This window comes from Novosphingobium sp. 1529, from assembly GCF_040544855.1.
GTDB classification, from domain to species: Bacteria; Pseudomonadota; Alphaproteobacteria; order Sphingomonadales; family Sphingomonadaceae; genus Novosphingobium; species Novosphingobium capsulatum.
In genome coordinates this window covers 143,201-159,408 of sequence record NZ_JBEPKW010000009.1, presented here as the reverse complement: position 1 = coordinate 159,408, position 16,208 = coordinate 143,201, and the positions used below count along the sequence as shown (strand labels likewise).

The 16,208-nt window shown below is 66.8% G+C and carries 14 protein-coding genes; 4 read left to right on the top strand and 10 right to left on the bottom strand.

What is annotated here, in order from left to right:
• Position 1 precedes the first annotated feature (1 nt).
• From ABIC78_RS16290 to ABIC78_RS16280, 3 genes are all read right to left on the bottom strand, one after another.
• The gene (locus tag ABIC78_RS16290; RefSeq protein ID WP_171795201.1) at positions 2–1,681 is read right to left on the bottom strand and encodes an ABC transporter transmembrane domain-containing protein; all 1,680 of its coding nucleotides are present in this window, start codon (positions 1,679–1,681) and stop codon (positions 2–4) included.
• Between the two features lie 176 nt (positions 1,682–1,857).
• Positions 1,858–2,769 carry a hydrogen peroxide-inducible genes activator gene (locus tag ABIC78_RS16285; RefSeq protein ID WP_171795180.1) on the bottom strand — a complete coding sequence of 304 codons (912 nt, stop codon included), beginning with the start codon at positions 2,767–2,769 and terminating at the stop codon, positions 1,858–1,860.
• A 368-nt stretch (positions 2,770–3,137) separates the two neighbouring features.
• On the bottom strand, positions 3,138–4,418 hold the full coding sequence (locus ABIC78_RS16280; RefSeq protein ID WP_171795179.1) for a capsular polysaccharide export protein, LipB/KpsS family: 1,281 nt from the start codon (positions 4,416–4,418) through the stop codon (positions 3,138–3,140).
• 245 nt (positions 4,419–4,663) lie between these two features.
• Between ABIC78_RS16280 and ABIC78_RS16275 the strand changes: the two genes are divergently transcribed.
• Positions 4,664–6,148, top strand: a complete 1,485-nt coding sequence (locus ABIC78_RS16275) for an LTA synthase family protein (RefSeq protein WP_354490811.1) — start codon at positions 4,664–4,666, stop codon at positions 6,146–6,148.
• A gap of 12 nt (positions 6,149–6,160) precedes the next feature.
• On the opposite strand, the gene ABIC78_RS16270 is transcribed toward ABIC78_RS16275, so the two are convergent.
• Positions 6,161–6,931 (bottom strand): SDR family NAD(P)-dependent oxidoreductase, encoded by a 771-nt coding sequence (locus ABIC78_RS16270; RefSeq protein ID WP_354490809.1) that lies wholly within the window; start codon positions 6,929–6,931, stop codon positions 6,161–6,163.
• An 85-nt stretch (positions 6,932–7,016) separates the two neighbouring features.
• Here ABIC78_RS16270 and ABIC78_RS16265 point away from each other — a divergent pair, with 85 nt between their 5' ends.
• Both ABIC78_RS16265 and ABIC78_RS16260 read left to right on the top strand, forming a co-directional pair.
• Complete coding sequence (locus tag ABIC78_RS16265) at positions 7,017–7,646, top strand: sterol desaturase family protein (protein WP_309806041.1); 630 nt, start codon at positions 7,017–7,019, stop codon at positions 7,644–7,646.
• A 5-nt stretch (positions 7,647–7,651) separates the two neighbouring features.
• Positions 7,652–8,452 carry an aspartyl/asparaginyl beta-hydroxylase domain-containing protein gene (locus tag ABIC78_RS16260; protein WP_171792795.1) on the top strand — a complete coding sequence of 267 codons (801 nt, stop codon included), beginning with the start codon at positions 7,652–7,654 and terminating at the stop codon, positions 8,450–8,452.
• A gap of 289 nt (positions 8,453–8,741) precedes the next feature.
• On the opposite strand, the gene ABIC78_RS16255 is transcribed toward ABIC78_RS16260, so the two are convergent.
• From ABIC78_RS16255 to ABIC78_RS16235, 5 genes are read right to left on the bottom strand one after another with little or no spacing between them, the layout of a single operon-like run.
• Positions 8,742–9,932, bottom strand: coding sequence for a glycosyltransferase family 4 protein (locus ABIC78_RS16255; RefSeq protein ID WP_171792796.1), 1,191 nt, complete (start codon positions 9,930–9,932; stop codon positions 8,742–8,744).
• Entirely contained in the window at positions 9,929–11,542 is a 1,614-nt protein-coding gene (locus tag ABIC78_RS16250; RefSeq protein WP_171792797.1) for a capsular polysaccharide export protein, LipB/KpsS family, read from the bottom strand. Before ABIC78_RS16250 ends, ABIC78_RS16255 begins: the two co-directional genes overlap by 4 nt.
• On the bottom strand, positions 11,539–12,162 hold the full coding sequence (locus tag ABIC78_RS16245) for a histidine phosphatase family protein (protein ID WP_171792798.1): 624 nt from the start codon (positions 12,160–12,162) through the stop codon (positions 11,539–11,541). The genes ABIC78_RS16250 and ABIC78_RS16245 overlap by 4 nt, the downstream gene beginning before the upstream one ends.
• 2 nt (positions 12,163–12,164) lie before the next feature.
• Positions 12,165–12,986, bottom strand: a complete 822-nt coding sequence (gene kdsB, locus ABIC78_RS16240) for a 3-deoxy-manno-octulosonate cytidylyltransferase (RefSeq protein ID WP_171792799.1) — start codon at positions 12,984–12,986, stop codon at positions 12,165–12,167.
• 12 nt (positions 12,987–12,998) lie between these two features.
• Positions 12,999–13,985 carry a KpsF/GutQ family sugar-phosphate isomerase gene (locus ABIC78_RS16235; protein ID WP_107716770.1) on the bottom strand — a complete coding sequence of 329 codons (987 nt, stop codon included), beginning with the start codon at positions 13,983–13,985 and terminating at the stop codon, positions 12,999–13,001.
• Between the two features lie 196 nt (positions 13,986–14,181).
• Between ABIC78_RS16235 and kdsA the strand changes: the two genes are divergently transcribed.
• Complete coding sequence (gene kdsA, locus ABIC78_RS16230; RefSeq protein ID WP_054130743.1) at positions 14,182–15,012, top strand: 3-deoxy-8-phosphooctulonate synthase; 831 nt, start codon at positions 14,182–14,184, stop codon at positions 15,010–15,012.
• A 40-nt stretch (positions 15,013–15,052) separates the two neighbouring features.
• On the opposite strand, the gene ABIC78_RS16225 is transcribed toward kdsA, so the two are convergent.
• Entirely contained in the window at positions 15,053–16,186 is a 1,134-nt protein-coding gene (locus tag ABIC78_RS16225; protein ID WP_171795178.1) for a polysaccharide biosynthesis/export family protein, read from the bottom strand.
• Between the last annotated feature and the right edge of the window lie 22 nt (positions 16,187–16,208).

The window sequence follows — 16,208 nt, the reverse complement described above, 5'->3', positions numbered from 1 at the left end:
CTCAATCCTCCTTGCCGGCAGTGGGCGGGGCGACGGGTTCAACAGCGGGGCGATCAGCGCTGCGCTGCTGCGCGGTTTCGCCCAGGCGCAGCCAGGCATCGTGGGATGGCCCGCCCGGCCGGTCGGTAAAGTGCAGCACGGTGGTGCCTTGCGGGCGCAAGGCATTCAGCACACGCGACAGGCGCGCCGGGTCGAGCATGTCGTAGAGCGGAGAGAGCATCAGCACGCGGGGGCTGGCGAGGATCGCGCCGGCCAGCTTGAGCAGCATGGTTTCCCCGACCGCCAGCGGCCAGCCCGAACTCGACAGCATGGTATCGAGGCCCTGGGGCAAAGCGCTGACGCGCTCTTCCAGCCCGACCAGCGCCAGGGCATCAAGCATCGCCCCGCCCTGCCACTGCGCATCGGCACGCCCTGATCCCGATAGCCGCAGATAATCGCGCACGGTCATTTCCACGATCGTGGGCCGATCAAGCACGATCACATCGGCGCGCAGGCGCACCATGTCGAAACTGCCAAGGTCTGCGCCGCCCACGCGCACCAGCCCGCGCTCGGGCGTGGCCAGCCGCTTGAGCAGGGTGGCGACACTGCGCTCCACCCCAGGCGCGGCCAGCACGCCGATGTGCTCGCCGCTGCCGATGGCACAGTCGAGGCGATGATTGCCCAGGACCACGCCCTGGAAGCGGATCGCGCCATGGGCCGGGCCGATGGCATCGGCCGCCGGCGGCGCTTCCTGTGGCACGTCCCAAAACAGGGCGAGTTCCTCCAGGCCCGCGGCCAGGTCGTAGAACACCTCGAGATAGCCGCCGAGTTGGGCAATGCCATAGAACACGCCCGACAGGATCAGCTCGGCCGCAACCAGCTGCCCCACCGACAGTTCGCCCTGCAGGATCAGCCAGCCGCCCATCGCGAGCAGACCCGCGCTGGCCAGCGCATAGAGCAGCAGGAGGCACAGCGTCTGGCTGAAGGTGTGGCGGAAATGGCGGCGGTGCGCGGCCACATAAGTGGCGGTCATCGCCTCGCTGCGGTCGATCGCAAAGCTGATATGGCGACCGGATTTGTAGAACCCGTTCGAAGCGCCCAGGCTTTCCAGCCAATGCGCGGCGGCATGCTTGGCGTGGCTCTTGGCCACGGCGCTGTCGAGCGAGGGCAGCAGCCAGGCGCGCCAGATCACCAGCACGGCCAGGACCAGCACCACGTTGAACGCCAGGAAGAACGGGTGATAGAAACTCGTCACCACCAGCCCGACCAGGCTTTGCAGCACGATGGCAAAGCCGCCGATGACCAGGCTGGTCAGCGCCTTTTGCACCGTGCCCATGTCAAAGAAGCGGTTGAACAGATCGCCGTGCCGCGCATCGACGAAGAACGGGTTCTGCGCATGGATCGCCCGCGTGGTGATCTCGGCCATCAGCCGGGCAAAGAAGCGCTGCTCGAACCGCGCCATCACTGCCACGCGCAGCGCCATCAGCGCGCCTGCCAGCAGCAGCAGGGCAAAGAGTACCAGGGCCAGCGTGAACAGCGGCGCGGGCAGCGCGATGTTGGCCACCGCATTGATCAGCAGCTGCACCGAGATCGGCGTGGCCAGCGACAAGAGCGAGATCGCCGCGCCAAACACCAGCGCCAAGCGGATGAAAGCCTTGTCGGGCGCCATGACCAGGCTGGCCCAGCGGCGCAGATCGCGCATGGTGGGACGGTGGCTATGGTGGGCGCCGTGATGGTGTGGCGAATGGGCGGCGGTATGGTCGCGGGCGTCCATGAACGGGCGGCTTTCCTTGGCGGGCTAAAGGTGTGCCCATCAAGATGACGATCGCCGCGTGATCCGCCAATACGGTGGTCACCTATCGATCCGATAGGTTTTTCCTATCGCTGGGCAATGCTCCGCAATGTCTCGGCGAGGAGCATGAGGTCGCCCGACCGCCCAGCGCCGATGCGCCAGATCAGCCCGATCTCGCGATAGGGCCGCCCGCCGGCAAAGGGACGCACCACCACGTCACCGCCCTCGGCGATTTCCTGGCGCACATAGAGTTCGGGCAAAAGTGCCAGCCCCATGCCCATTCCGGCCATCTGCCGCACCGCATCGAGGCTGGTGCCCTCGTAATCGCGCAAGACCTGCGCGCCGCAGCGTTCGGCCAGGGCTGCCACCTGCTGGCTCAGCCGGTATTCGGGCTGCATGGTCAAGAGACCGCGCCCGGCGAGATGCTCGGGCCGCACCATGCGCACCGCCGCCATGGGATCGTCGGCCGCCATCGCCAGAAACATCGGTTCACGAAACAGCCGCTCGATATGAAAGCGCGCGTCGGTGACGGGCAGCTGCACCAGCACGGTATCATGGCGCCCATCGCCCAGATGTTCGAGCAGGGCATCGGGCAATCCTTCGCGCACGTGCACCTTGAGATCGGGATGCGTAGCGTGCAGCCGCGCCACCAGTTGCGGCAGGATATAGGGCCCGAGCGTGGGCGAGACGCCCAGGCGCAGCGTGCCGGCCAGTTCGCCCTGGCGATGGCGCCGGGCGAGATCGGCAAAGCCTTCGGCCTCGGTCAGCACGCGCCGCGCCGCCGCCACCGCCTCACGGCCCAGCGGCGTCAGCACCATGCGCCCGCCCCGTTCGGCCACGGCGCCGCCCAGCAACCCTTCCAGCAGGTGGATCTGTTGCGAGAACGAGGGCTGCGACACACCCATCGCCGCCGCGCCCCGGGTGAAATTGCCGCAATCGGCCAAGGCGACCAGGCAGCGCAACTGCCGTAGGCTGGGCCAGGCCAGGCTTTCGGTCATGGCTCAAGCGCTCCCTTCCATCGCCTTGCCCACTCTAGCGGACTTTGCTGCCGGAACCCAAGCCCCGCAAACACTGTCTATAAATATGATAATTGCGCGAAATGCAACTGCAACGCCGTTATTCGCATTTGTCAGCCCCGGCGATCTGGCCCATCTAGAGCGGGCCTTTCAGGCATCCTCTCCCAAACTTTCCAAGGCCGGTCGCGAGATCGGCCTTTTTTTTGCCCGCTTCACCGCCATGATGATCGTTAACAGCGACGAAGCGATGGGCAGATCACCGCGTCGTGCAGCTTGGACAGGACAGCGGGCAGCCCGCCCTGCTTTCCCCATGCGTCACTTGCACGGAACGCATCGGCTTGTTCCGGGGCTTATTCCGGCGCGATCGGTCGACGCTCCAACCGGGCTACGGCGTGGCGCACCACCTTTTGCAGCGCCGGCGCAGAAAAGAACCCGCCCGGAATCAGGCAGCGCTCGATCAGCACGCGGCGAAACGCGGCGAACGTGGTGGCGTCGGGCGGCACCGGGTTGGTCCAGAACGCGTCGAGGCCGTCCTGATAGGTGATATCGGGCATGTCATAGACCGCGTGGCCCAGCGCCACGACGGGGATGCCCTCGGCCAGGGCCAGGGTGCCGCTCGTGCTGTTGATGGTCACCACGCCCAGCGCCCTGCGGGTCACCGGCACGATATCGCCCATGCTCAGGTAATCGACCCGGTCAGCCACGCCGAACAGGCGCGCCAGATCGGCGGTTTCCTGCTGCCAATCGCGCACCCCATTGTCGAGCGGATGCTCCTTGACCACCAGCCGCACATCGGCCGGGGCGTTGGCGGCAAAGGATTCGAGGATCAGCCGCAGCGCGTCGGCAATCCCGGCAAACGGTGAATGCAGGCGGATCTGCGCATCGGAATCGAGTTGCAGCGGAAACAGGAAATAGCGCTCTCCCGCTGTTTTCAGGCGGTGCAGCAGGGCATCGGCCTCGCGCTGGCGCAGCTTGCGGCGCGACAGCTTGCGCCACCAGCCCATCGCCTCGACCAGCGGATGCCACGGGCGATGATTGGTCCAGTGCGGATAGTGCCACCGCGTGAACACGTCGGCGCAGTTGTAGAGCAGCCCCTCGGCCGCACGGCGGCGGAACGAGGATGGCACCTGGGCGTGCGGTGGTACCGGCGGCAGCGTGGCAGCGGTGGCGCGATACCACGCGGGGTCGCTCGGCAGGCGGGAATTGCCGTTCACCCCGCCCAGTTCCAGCGTGACCCAATCGGGCCTGACATAGCCTTCCTCGAACACGTGGACCGGCACGCCGCGCTCCTTGCAGATGCCGGTGGCAGGGCGGTGATGATCGCGGCAATCGCCGAACAGCACCACGTCGGTCACGCCCTTGTCCGCCAGGAACTGCGCGAAGAACGCCGGCCAGCGCTCCAGCGAATCGCGATAGTCCACGCCGTTGGGCAGGCGCCAGAACAGCCGATCGCCGCCGTTGAAGTTGATCTTGTGCACGGTGTGCCCGGCCCGCAACAAGGCCTTGCCCAGTTCGTGGAACAGCGGCCCCATCAGGCCTTGCAGCAGCAGGATCGTGCGCGGCGCCGCGTCGTGATCGGGCGTGGTATCGGCAGCCCGGATCGTGTCGGGCGCAATTGGCAACTCTTGCATTCGAAAGCGATACTCCGTCGAGAAGACCCGGCGCGCCGATGACCGCCGCGGCGGCACGGCCATCTTCGCCGCCCGCCCCGGTCTTCTGCCCGAAGCGTTACCCGCGCGAATGGCCAACCACAAGTTCCCGCCGCCACACCGGATCGATTCGTCCCGGCGTGGTGGATGACAGCCGGCGCCGCCCCGGCTATGAGCCGCGCCGGCGCAGCCGGGTAAGTCCGTGACGCCGCGGATATGGAACAGGCGTGACGTTGCACAGTCATATATTTCAGGTTGTTGTCGCAGCGCTGGCGCTGGTCTGCGGCGGCGCTGCGCTCGATGCGCTGGTCCATCCGCGGCCGCGCCATGGCCTGCGCAGCGTGCCCGGGCTGGTGATCAACGCTGGCGTGCTGCTTGGCGTGTTCGGGGCGATCCTGGCGCTTTGCGGCAATCCCCTGGTGGCCTGCGCGCTCAGCCTCGGGCTGGGCGCCCTGTTCACCGTTGCCTCCAACGCCAAGAACACCATGCTGGGTGAACCGCTGCTGTTTTCCGATCTCGCCCTGATCGGCGCGGTGTTTCGCCATCCGCAGTTCTATCTCTCCGCCGTGGCGCCGTGGCAGCGCGCGGTGGCCAGCCTGGTCGCGCTCGCACTGGTCGCCCTGCTCTGCCTGCTGTTCCGGGCCGACGGGGTGATGCATCTTGCCGGCCTTGCCCTTGCCCTGGGCGCGGTCGGCATGCTCGCCATCCTGCAGGGCAGCCCAGCGTTCCGGGCCATTGCCGCCACCCCCGACCCGCATGGCGACGTGGCCCGCCATGGCCTGGTGCCGGTGCTGCTGCTCTATTGGCGGCGCTGGCGCGACACGCGCGACCCGCCGCCCTGCCCCGCGTCAGGCCGCCCGGCGCGCGACGATGCGCCCGAACTGGTGGTGGTGATCCAGTGCGAAAGCTTTGCCGATCCGGCCGATCTGTTCGATGATGCGGCGCTGGCGCTGCCCGGGCTCGACGCGGCGCGCGGCCTGGCCTGGCAGCACGGCCGCCTGCATGTCAGCGGCTTTGGCGCCTATACCATGCGCACCGAATATGGCGTGCTGTTCGGGCGGGAAGAGGCCGAACTGGGCTTTCGCCGCTTCGATCCATTCCTCACCGCACAGGGCGAAGGATCGTGGGCCTTGCCGGCACGGCTGCGCCCGGCCGGGTGGGACAGCGCGTTTCTGCACCCGCACGACATGCGCTTTTACGGGCGCGACCGCATCATGCCCGCAGGCGGCTTTGCCCGCCTGGTGGGAGAAACGCATTTCGCCCCGCCCGCGCCGGATCAGGGCCGCTATGTGACCGATGCCGCAATGACCGACGTGATCCTCGACACGTTGCAGGCCGCCAGCGCGCCGACGCTGCTCTATGCCGTGACGATCGAGAACCACGGCCCCTGGGCAGGCGATGGCCAGGAAGAACTGGTGCCGGGCTATCTGCGCCTGGTCCGCAACAGCGATGCCATGCTGGCGCGCCTGGCCGATGGCCTTGCCGCACTGGCAAGGCAGCGTGGAAAGCCGGCGGCGCTGGTGTTCTTCGGCGATCACTGCCCCAGCATTCCCGGCGCCACCACGCCGGCGGGCAAGCGCCACACGCCCTTTGTCATCATGCGGTTCGACGATGCAGGGCAGCCGATGCGCGGCGATGACACTGCGGCAGACCTGACGCCTGCCGGCCTGCACCACGCCATCCTCGACATGATGCTCGAACCCGCGCGCTAGCGCACCTTGCGCTCAAGCCGGCGGCGCGAGCGACAGCAGCAACCGGTCGCGCCAGGCCCGTGGCAACAGCCGATCCAACCAGCGCAGCACCACGAAGGGCCAGGGCAGCACGAGATGCGCGCGCCCCTGCTCGGCCGCGCGCACGATGCGATCGGCAACCACGTCGGGCGCCATCAGCATCGGCTTGGGACCGGGCACCTGGCGCCCGGCCGCCGTATCGATGAAACCCGGTGATACCAGCGTGACGCTGACCCCATGGCCGCGCAGCGCCAGGCGCAGTGCATCGGCAAACCGCGCCAGGCCTGCCTTGGTTCCGGCATAGGCCGTGGCAAAGGGCAAGGAATGAAACCCGGCGGCCGAACCGATCAGGACGATGCGCCCCTTGCCCCGTGCTGCCATGGCCTGGCCCATCGCGGCAGCCAGCGTGGCCGGGCCGGTGAAATTAACCAAGGCCAGCTCTGCTACCAGGCCAGGTTGCTCCACACGGTCATCAGCGGCGCGAATGTCACCGCGCCCTTGGGCAAAGACCACCATGTCGAACGGCGTGGCCGCATCGTCTGCCGCCATCGCGGCCAGGGCGGCGGCAATATCGCGCAGGTCGAGCGAACGCGTCTGCGTCACGGCTCCGGCTGCACTGCACAATGTTGCGGTGTTTTGCAGGCGCGCAAGGTCTCTGCCCCACAGCACAAGCAGGATATCGGGCCCGGCAAGACGCTGCGCGATGGCCGTGCCCAATCCCCCCGACGCCCCGACAATTAAAACCGATTTGGAGTAATTAACCACCGGTATTATGTCCTTTTTGTAACGGCTTCCGGTCGTCGCAACGAAGTAGCATTTAGCAGCATCAATGCTTGACAATGCATGGGCGATGATGTCCAGCATCATCAAGATGCTTTCTTCCGAAAACATACCGCAGCGCATCAGGCTGTTTCGCAGTGACGGCCTTGAGCGCCTGACGCTGATTTCGTGGCGCACGTTCGCTCTCGCCTGGGCGATGATTCTGCCCGGAATTGCCTGGGTTGCCTGGGGCACGGCCAGCCCGCTTCACGCGCTGGGTCTGATCGGTGCCGGCCTGCTGGGCTGGACGTTGTTCGAATATGCCATGCACCGCTTCCTGTTCCACTGGCATGTCAATGTCGCGGCGGTGCAGCGATTCGTGTTCCTGATCCACGGCAACCACCACGACAATCCCAACGACGGGCTGCGCGATCTCATGCCGCTGCCGGCCAGCCTGCCGGTGGCGGGCGTGTTGTGGCTGGCCGCGTGGCTGGCGATCGGACCGGCGGGCAGTTGGCTGTTCCTCGGCTTTATCAGCGGCTACGTGGTCTATGACACGCTGCACTATGCCTGCCACCAGTGGCCGATGCGCGGCCGCATCGCCATGGCGCTCAAGCGGCACCACATGCGCCACCACTTCGTGGATGGGCACGGCAACTATGCCGTCTCGGCGATCTTCTGGGATCGGGTGTTCGCCACCAGGATCAACTCGCTGAAGTGACGCACATGGCAGGTGAACGCCAACCTTCGCAGTGGCAGCAGACCGTCAACGCGCGCGGCTGGAAAATTCCGCTGCTGGGCAAGTCGCCCTACCAGATCGGCAAGGAGCTGCGGCCCAAGGTCGATGCGCTAATAATGCGCAATTCGCTGATCCCGGATTCGGCGGTGCAGGACAAGGCATTCTTCCCCTGGATCGCGCAGCTTGAACAGCACTGGGAAGCCATTCGCGACGAAGCCCTGGCGATTCGCGCCAAGGACATCCCATCGCTTGGCGATCTGTCGTTCGACCATGGCCGCATTGCCAAGGACCGCCGCTGGCGTACGTTCTTCTTGAAGGGCTATGGCTATCGCATGGCCGCCAACGCCGCGCGCGCGCCGATCACCGCCCGCCTGATCGAAGCGATTCCCGGCCTCGTCACGGCCAATTTCTCGGTCATGGAGGCAGGCGGCCACATTCCCCGCCATTTCGGCATGACCAAGGGCATGCTGACCTATCACCTCGCGCTCAAGGCCCCGCGCGAGCGCGAGAAGTGCCGCATGAACCTCGAAGAGGGCGAGCGACTGCACGTGCTCCACTGGGAAGACGGCCAATCCTTCCTGTTCGATGACATGTTCAACCACGAAGTGTGGAACGAGACCGACGAGGATCGCTATATCCTGCTGATCCAGATCAAGCGCCCCTGCCGCTTTACCGGCAATCTCATCCAGAACATCTTCCTGAAGGCGGTGCGCCACTCGCGCTTCGTCAAGGACATCACCCGCGCAATCAACCGCCAGGCCGCCAACCGCGACAATCAGCCGGCCTGAGCCTGCTGCGCCGGGCGAGTTTCCAGCATTGAGCGGGACCCCGGATCATGTCTGGGTGACGATAAGTAGATGTATTCGTTTCTTTTCTTCGTCACCCCGGACTTGATCCGGGGTCCCGCTTCTTCTTAAAGCCTCGCACTGCGGCAAAGTTCCGCACCGGCTTCAAGATTCACACGAAGCCACCAAGGCACGAAGGAAGGATGAAAGGGCACTTCTTCGTGCCTTCGTGTCTTCGTGTGAATTTTCAAGAGATCAGACCGCCGCTGCCGTTGCGCAGACCAGCCATGCATCAGCCCGGCAGCCGCGCCAGTGCCGCGACGACAGTATCGAGGTGCTCGTCCCAGGTGGGATTGTGCCAGCCAGGGATGCGGCGCAGTTGCGCCTGGCGCATCGGCCCATCTTCGGCAAAATCCACGATAGCCCGGGTCCAGGCCGGCCCGTCCAACGGATCGAGATAGTCCGCCACGAGGCCGCCCACCTCGCGCAAGGCGGCGATATCGCTGCACAACGCGGGCGTGCCTACAGCCAGTGCCTCGGCCACCGGCATGCCATAGCCTTCGGCGAACGAGGGCATCAGCAGCCCCTTCGCGCCACGCAGCACCGCCGATAGCTGGCGATCGGGACAGCCGCTCCATTCCTCGACATGGCCCTTGAGCGCGGGGCACCGCTCCAGAAGATCGACCACCTGCTCATTTTCCCAGCCGCGCCGGCCGATGATCACCAGCTTGGGCACGCGCTCGGCTGGCAAGGTTTCGGCCAGATGCCGCCAGACATGCAGCAGCAGCAGGTGGTTCTTGCGCGGCTCGATCGTGCCCAGGCAGACGAAATAGGGGCGGCCATCGCCCGTCCACGGCGTCGCCGGCGCCATCGGCACGGTGCCGAGCAGCGCCACCGCCATCGCGATCGACCGGCCCGACCGCGCGATCCACGGCTGCATCGCGCGCCCGGTCGCCGCTGAATTGACGATCACCAGATCAGCCAGGCTGGTGACCGTCTCGATGCGCCGCTGGTGCAGCGCGGCGCCATCGGGCCGGGCATATTCGGGAAATTCCATGGGGATGAGATCATGGACCAGGCAGGCGAACTGCGCGTTTTCCTGCGCCAGGATGCGGCGAATTTTGCCGGTCTTGGCCAGATGGTGCGGCGAAACCTGGATATAGACCGCGCGCTCTTCCCTGCCCCGCGCCCGATGGGGCAGCAGCTGGAACAGCAAGGGCAGGTTCGATAGCACCGAGCGTCGGTCCGGGCTATTTTCCTCGCGCGACCAGCGGCGCTCCAACTCGTCGAAATAGGGCAGGATCGCATCGCGGCGCAGGCGGCCATAGAGCCCGGTGGGATGGACCGCGGCAAAGTCGAGCCCATCGCCAAAGCGCGCCAGCAGGCCGCGCACATAGGCCATTTCCACACGATCCACCCCCGACGGCGTCGAATAGTGCATCCGGGAAATGAGCCGGGAAACATCAAGGATCATCTGGGTCATCGCAGGGCCGCCATGATCCGCCCCTGGATGCGGCGCAAGGGGGCGATCCAGCGCAGGCGGTTGGTAGCGCGCGCGCTGGCCATACGATCGACCAGAACCTCGGGCGGGCATGACAGGCCGGTCACCGGATCGAGATAGCGTGGATAGAGAATCAGCACGCCCGCCACCAGCGCATCGAGCGACAGCGCCCGCCCGCGCCGATCGGGCACCGGCGCCAGATCGCGCGTCAGCCCCCAGCCGGCATAGAACGGCGTGCCATGGCACACCACCGCGCGCCCGCGCATCAGCGCCTCGAACCCGGCCAGCGAGGTGAGAACATGCACGGCATCGACCGCATCGAGCAAGGGCGCCATGCCGCCGCCGCGCACCACGCGATCGGCATGGGCCAGGATCGCCGCATCGGGCACGGCGCCGCGGCGATGCCCGGCATCGACATCGGGATGGGGCCGAAACCAGATTTCGGCGTCGGGTTCTGCCTGGCGCGCGCGCCGCACCAGTTCGAGATTGGAGGCAAGACCATGCCCGCCAGCCTTGACCGACATATCGTCTTCCACCTGCCCCGGCACCAGCACCAGGCGGCGACCTGGCGCGGCCCGGGCCGGCACGCTGGCGGCAGTATCGGCGGCATACTTGCTGATCCCGGCGGCCACGATCGTGGCGCGCAGGGCGCGCGCGCGATCGAGCAGGCGCTGGGGAAAAGCGGCCGTAGCCAGCAGGGTTTCGAGGTCGCTGGGCGCGGCGGGGTCGAAGTGAATGCCTTGGGCATCGACCACCACTGACGAAGGCGGCACCAGGTCTACCCCCAATCCCACCGAGCGGACGAAGCCGTCTTCCACCCGCACCAGCGGCACGCCGCGCTGCCGCGCCCGCGCGATCAGTTGCGGCGAAACGCGCGAGGGCCAGATCGCCACGGCGCCGTGGGCCCGCTGCGCCCGGACCAGGGCAAGACCTGGATTGCGGAAGAAGCGCAGCCGCTGCGCCGGATGCCACAGGAAGCGGCGAATCTCTGCCCGCTTCCACCAGGCCATGCCGCTGGCCACGGCAATGCCGCGATTGCCGTCGAGCACCGCGCGCCAGGTGGCCAGAACGTCGATGGTTGCGGCGAGCCCGGCTTCCCCGCCAGTGAACGGGTCGCGATAGCGTATGCTGGCGAGGGCCAGCGCCGCCTGATGGTCCAGCGCCGCGTCTCCATCGCCCGGCGCACCAAAGCGGCCAGGCGAAAGCACGTCCACCGCCACGCCGGCACACCGCGCCAAGGCGATCCACTCGTCGTCGCCATGCGCCACCAGCCGCGCGGCCTGATCAAGCACGGACCAGGGATCGAGCGCGGCGGCTTCATCGGCCACAAGCCACAACGCCTGATCCGGCGCGCGGCCGGCCAGCGCCGCCATTTGTGCCCGATCGCGCGGGCGCAAGACCACGGGCCACGGCCCCGGCGCTTCAACCGGCGCGCCCCAGAAGCAGCCCCCCACCCGCGCGGCGCGAATATCGGCAAACAAGGCGCGCGCTTCCTCTATGGCCGCAGCAGAGGGCGACGAGACGCTCTCGCCGCTTACGCCAGCGTCTGCCCAGGGAAAGGGCGGCGCACGCAACAGGGGCGCTGCGCTCATGGCCGAACGTTCCAGCTTTCCACCCGCAGCGTGCCGTCGGCATCGCGGCAGATCACGCCATAGGCGCCCGTCGCCAGCTTGAGCGGGCGATCAGCCACCGCGCCGATCGCCAGCAGCGCAAACCGCGCGGCGCCATTGCTGGTTACCAGCAGTGCCGGGCCGGTGGCCGTGGCCAGGAACGCGTGCCAGGCTGCCAGGCGGCTTTCCGCATCGACCTGCCAATCGCGCGGCGCCACGCCATGCGCGTCCCAGGCGGCCAGGGCCTCGGCGCCGATGCGCGCGATCACGGCGTCCTCGCCCTGATTCTCATCCGGTCCATGGTCAATCTCGCGCAGCCAATCGCACGGTTCGGGCACCAGTGCCGGCGCATTGGGCTGACAGGCCAGGATCGCCGCCGCCGTGGCGCGGGTGCGCGCCAGGGGCGAAACCAGCGCGCGGGCAAAGTGCCAGCCTTGCGCGGCGAAGTGGCGGCCGAGCGCCGCGCCCTGTTCCTCGCCGGCCGGGGTCAGCGGCAGGTCGGTGCGCGCGCCGATGCGGCGCGGCGCTTCGCCATGGGCAAAGGTGTTGCCATGGCGCACGATTACGAAACGGGGCCCTGCCCCGCGCAGGTCGCTGCCCATGGTCACAGCGGATAGGGATCGCCCAGCCGGGCAATCGCCGCCTCGGCCAGGGCCAGATCGGCCGGCGTATCGATGCCCGACATGGCATGAAGCGGCGGATCGACCGCGATCGTCGCGATCGTCCGCCCGGCTTCGAGAAAGCGCAACTGTTCCAGGCCTTCCAGGCGCTCAGTCGGGCTTTGCGGCGCCTGGGCAAACCATTCCAGCGCCGCCAGGCGATAACCATAGAGCCCGAGATGCTGCCACACCGGCGACAGCGGCTCGCTGGCGCGCAGCTTGGCCTCATCGCGCATGGCCGGCAGGATCGTCTTGGAAAACCACAAGGCGCGGCCCTGCGCGTCGCGGATGCAGGTCGTGCCGCTGAACGGCGCGGTCTGCTTATGCGCGCGCAAGCGGTCCAGCCGCTGCCAATCGAGCCGATAGACCGGCGTCGCCACGTCTGCTTCGCCGCCGCGCAATGTGGCGATCAGCCCGGCCACCACCGCTGGCGGCACGAACGGCGCATCGCCCTGCAGGTTGATCACCAGGTCAGGCCGATCCGGCCAGGCGGCGGCGGCGGCATAGGCGCGCGAGGAACCCGAATCGAGCGCGCTGTCGGTCATCGTCACGGCCGCGCCGATCGCCTGGGCATGCGCCGCGATGCGCGCGTCATCGGTGGCAACCACCACCGCGCAATTCCCGGCGCGTTCTGCCGCAGCCCTGGCCACGGCATGCACGCGTTCGAGCAGCGTGCGGCCGGCGATGGTCAGCAGGGGCTTGCCCGGCAGGCGCGTCGAACCGTGGCGCGCGGGAACGACAATCAGTGCAGAGGAACACGAAGACATGCCTGCCGCTTATCAGGCGGCGCCGGCCCTGACGATATCGTGCATGTGGACAATGCCCACCAAGATCTCGCCTTCGACGACAAACAGCACCGACACGGCATTCTCGTTGAGCAGGCGCAGCGCGTCCGATGCCAGGGTATCGGGCGCCACCCGCAGCGGATTGGGTGACATGTGCAGGCCGATTTGGTCGCTGAGGTCATAGGCCGCGATGCAGCGGCGCAGGTCGCCATCGGTAAACGCGCCGATCAGCCGGCCGGTGCCATCGACCACCGCGGTGCAGCCATAGCGCTTGCGGCTCATCTCCAGCGTGGCGTTGCTCAGTGATTCGTCGCTGGTCACGCGCGGCACCGCCTCGCCCGTGCCCATGATGTCGCCCACCACGCACAGTTGCGCACCCAGCTTGCCGCCGGGGTGGAACACGCGGAAATCGGTAGGCGTGAAGCCGCGCGCCTCGATCAGCGCGACAGCCAGCGCATCGCCCAGCACGAGTTGCGTGGTGGTGGACGATGTCGGCGCCAGTTCGTTGGGGCATGCCTCGCGCACCGGGGGCATCGACAGGCAGATATCGGCGGCCCGGCCCGCAGTGCTGTCGGGAAACGAGGTCGCCACGATCAGCGTGACGCCATACTGGTTGCAGTAGTGAAAAATGTCGTTGAGCTCGCTGGTCTCGCCCGACCAGGTGATGGCCAGCACGATGTCCTCGGGCGTGATCATGCCCAGGTCGCCATGGCTCGCCTCGCCCGGGTGGAGATAGACGGCTGACGTGCCGGTAGAACGCATGGTCGCGGCGATCTTGCGCGCGATATGCCCGCTCTTGCCCATGCCGGTCACGACAACGCGGCCACGCGTGGTGGCCAGGGCCGTGATCGCCTGCTCCACCGCCTCGCGCAGCTGCGGTGCGCGCAGGGCATCGCGCAAGGTCTCCAGCGCATCCAGTTCGATGTCGATCGTCTTCAACGCAGATGCGGCATAGCGCACGTCGATCAGCTTGTTGGGCATCTCGTTCAAAGCAGGTCTCGCGTGCACGCTATGGCGGTGTGCGCAGGGGGAATTGGCTGCCATATCATCACCCACCTGTTGCCAGAATTTTCAATACCCGCCAAGGGTTGTGAAATCACTATTGTGTTCGGGCCGTGTAAACTGCATCCGATCCGGCAGTGAATTACACAATTTTTCGGCAGGCGAGCTCTCCCATATGCACCTTTGTGGCCATACGATTCGACCGCAGTCTTCCCTATTCGCATTTGCGGGACCCTGCGTCATCGAAAGCGAGGAAATGACGCTTTCCATCGCCGAAACGCTTGCCGGTGTGGCGGACAGGCTGGGGCTGCTGCTCATTTTCAAAGCCTCGTTCGATAAGGCAAACCGCAGTTCCGACAAATCGTTCCGGGGCCTCGGCATCGACGAAGGATTGCGCATCCTCGAAAAGGTCCGCGCCGAGACCGGCCTTCCCGTGATCACCGACGTGCACGAGGCGGCGCAGGTAGCGCCAGTCGCCAGCGTGGTCGACGTCTTGCAGACGCCCGCCTTCCTCGCGCGGCAGACCGATTTCATCGCCGCGGTCGCGGCCAGCGGCAAGCCGGTCAACATCAAGAAGGCCCAGTTCATGGCGCCGGCCGACATGCAGCAGGTGGTCAACAAGGCCCGCAATGCCGCCAGCGCCGCAGGGCACGATCCCGATGCTTTCCTGCTGTGCGAACGCGGCACCTCGTTCGGTTACAACACCCTGGTGTCCGACATGCGCGGCCTGGCGATCATGGCCGATACCGGCTGCCCGGTGGTGTTCGATGCCACCCACTCGGTCCAGCAGCCCGGCGGCCTGGGCGAGCGCTCGGGCGGCCAGCGCGAATTCGTCCCCCTGCTCGCCCGCGCCGCCGTGGCCGCCGGCGTCGCGGGCGTGTTCATGGAAACCCACCCCGATCCGGACAAGGCCCTGTCAGACGGCCCCAATGCCCTGCCCCTCGCTGATTTCGAGGAACTGTGGAAGCGGCTGCTCGCGATCGATACGGTCGTCAAGGCGGCCTGATTCGCGCAGGCCCCTGCGCCAGCCGGGGCCTGCCGGAAGATCAGTTCTTCACAACCGAAACAGCACTGGTCACGGCAACCACCGGCGAGAACAGCTGGCTGATCAACTGGATGACCTTGCTCGGCTGGTTGGCCCGCGCATTGCCGAAGTACAGCACATCCTTGTCATGCATGGCAAAGTTCTGCGCCAGGAAGTAGCTGCCGGGGTTCATCATGTTGATGTGATAGACCACCGGCTTGCGCTGGCCGGTGTGATCGGGATCATCGACATAGCGGAACACGAAGATGGCCGCGGGGTCCCCCAGATTGGGATTTGGCCCGCCCGCGGCAGACACGGCCTGGGCCAAGGTCATCGATGACGTGACGAACGGAATCTGCTCCATCCGCCCCGCCGCACCCAGAACCGAGAACGACAGCGGGTCGTAGATCAGAGTGTAGCGATCGCCGGGATAAGCCCTGACATCGAGCGCCGGGTTTTCCAGCAGCGTGCTCAGGCGGTAGTCCGCCGTTTCGTCGCGGCGCTTGATCCGCACAATCAGATCGCTGGCCTTGCCCCGATACCCGCCCGACAGGGCAACCACGTCCGATAGCGTTTCCTGGTTGGTATTGAGCACCAGCCTGCCGGGCTTGGCCACTTCGCCGCCGACGATGACCGAATTGGTGATCACTTCCCGCCGCGTGACCAGCACCTGAGGATTTTGCGAGTAGCCTCGCAAGGCCTGGCGGATCTGGGCCTGGATTTCGGCGGGCGTTTTGCCAAGCACGCGCAGTTTGCCGGCATAGGGGATATTGATGTCGCCATAGTCGTCAACGCGCAACTCCGGCAGCGTCTGCGCGCGCGAGCCAGTGTCGACGCCAGTCGCCATCGCGCCGCCAAACGCCGGTGTGCCGGAAAACAGCGTTACACCGGCCTCGTAGATCGCCACACTCAGCACATCGCCAGGGCCGACCATGTCGGTAGGCGGCGCGGGCCGATCGCTTAGCCGCGACGTTGCCACCGCAGGAAGCGGCGGGATTGCCGCGGCGCTGTCCACTTCCACAAGTGACACGCCCAGCTGGGTGTTGCGCGCCACCCCCTTGCTCACCTCGCTACCGGTAGGGCCACTGGACGGCAGCGTTGCGCAAGCACCCAACAGCAAAGTGGTGCTCAACAGGAGTGACCGATAGAAATTCATGAACGACTTCCGTAAGATATAA

Excerpts from the sequence above, each read along its gene's own strand:
- ABIC78_RS16290 (WP_171795201.1), bottom strand. The coding sequence starts at position 1,681 with ATGCGCGATCTGCGCCGCTGGGCCAGCCTGGTCATGGCGCCCGACAAG.
- ABIC78_RS16285 (WP_171795180.1), bottom strand. The coding sequence starts at position 2,769 with ATGACCGAAAGCCTGGCCTGGCCCAGCCTACGGCAGTTGCGCTGCCTG.
- ABIC78_RS16280 (WP_171795179.1), bottom strand. The coding sequence starts at position 4,418 with ATGCAAGAGTTGCCAATTGCGCCCGACACGATCCGGGCTGCCGATACC.
- ABIC78_RS16265 (WP_309806041.1), top strand. The coding sequence starts at position 7,017 with ATGATGTCCAGCATCATCAAGATGCTTTCTTCCGAAAACATACCGCAG.
- ABIC78_RS16260 (WP_171792795.1), top strand. The coding sequence starts at position 7,652 with ATGGCAGGTGAACGCCAACCTTCGCAGTGGCAGCAGACCGTCAACGCG.
- ABIC78_RS16255 (WP_171792796.1), bottom strand. The coding sequence starts at position 9,932 with ATGACCCAGATGATCCTTGATGTTTCCCGGCTCATTTCCCGGATGCAC.
- ABIC78_RS16250 (WP_171792797.1), bottom strand. The coding sequence starts at position 11,542 with ATGAGCGCAGCGCCCCTGTTGCGTGCGCCGCCCTTTCCCTGGGCAGAC.
- ABIC78_RS16245 (WP_171792798.1), bottom strand. The coding sequence starts at position 12,162 with ATGGGCAGCGACCTGCGCGGGGCAGGGCCCCGTTTCGTAATCGTGCGC.
- kdsB (WP_171792799.1), bottom strand. The coding sequence starts at position 12,986 with ATGTCTTCGTGTTCCTCTGCACTGATTGTCGTTCCCGCGCGCCACGGT.
- ABIC78_RS16235 (WP_107716770.1), bottom strand. The coding sequence starts at position 13,985 with ATGCCCAACAAGCTGATCGACGTGCGCTATGCCGCATCTGCGTTGAAG.
- kdsA (WP_054130743.1), top strand. The coding sequence starts at position 14,182 with ATGCACCTTTGTGGCCATACGATTCGACCGCAGTCTTCCCTATTCGCA.
- ABIC78_RS16225 (WP_171795178.1), bottom strand. The coding sequence starts at position 16,186 with ATGAATTTCTATCGGTCACTCCTGTTGAGCACCACTTTGCTGTTGGGT.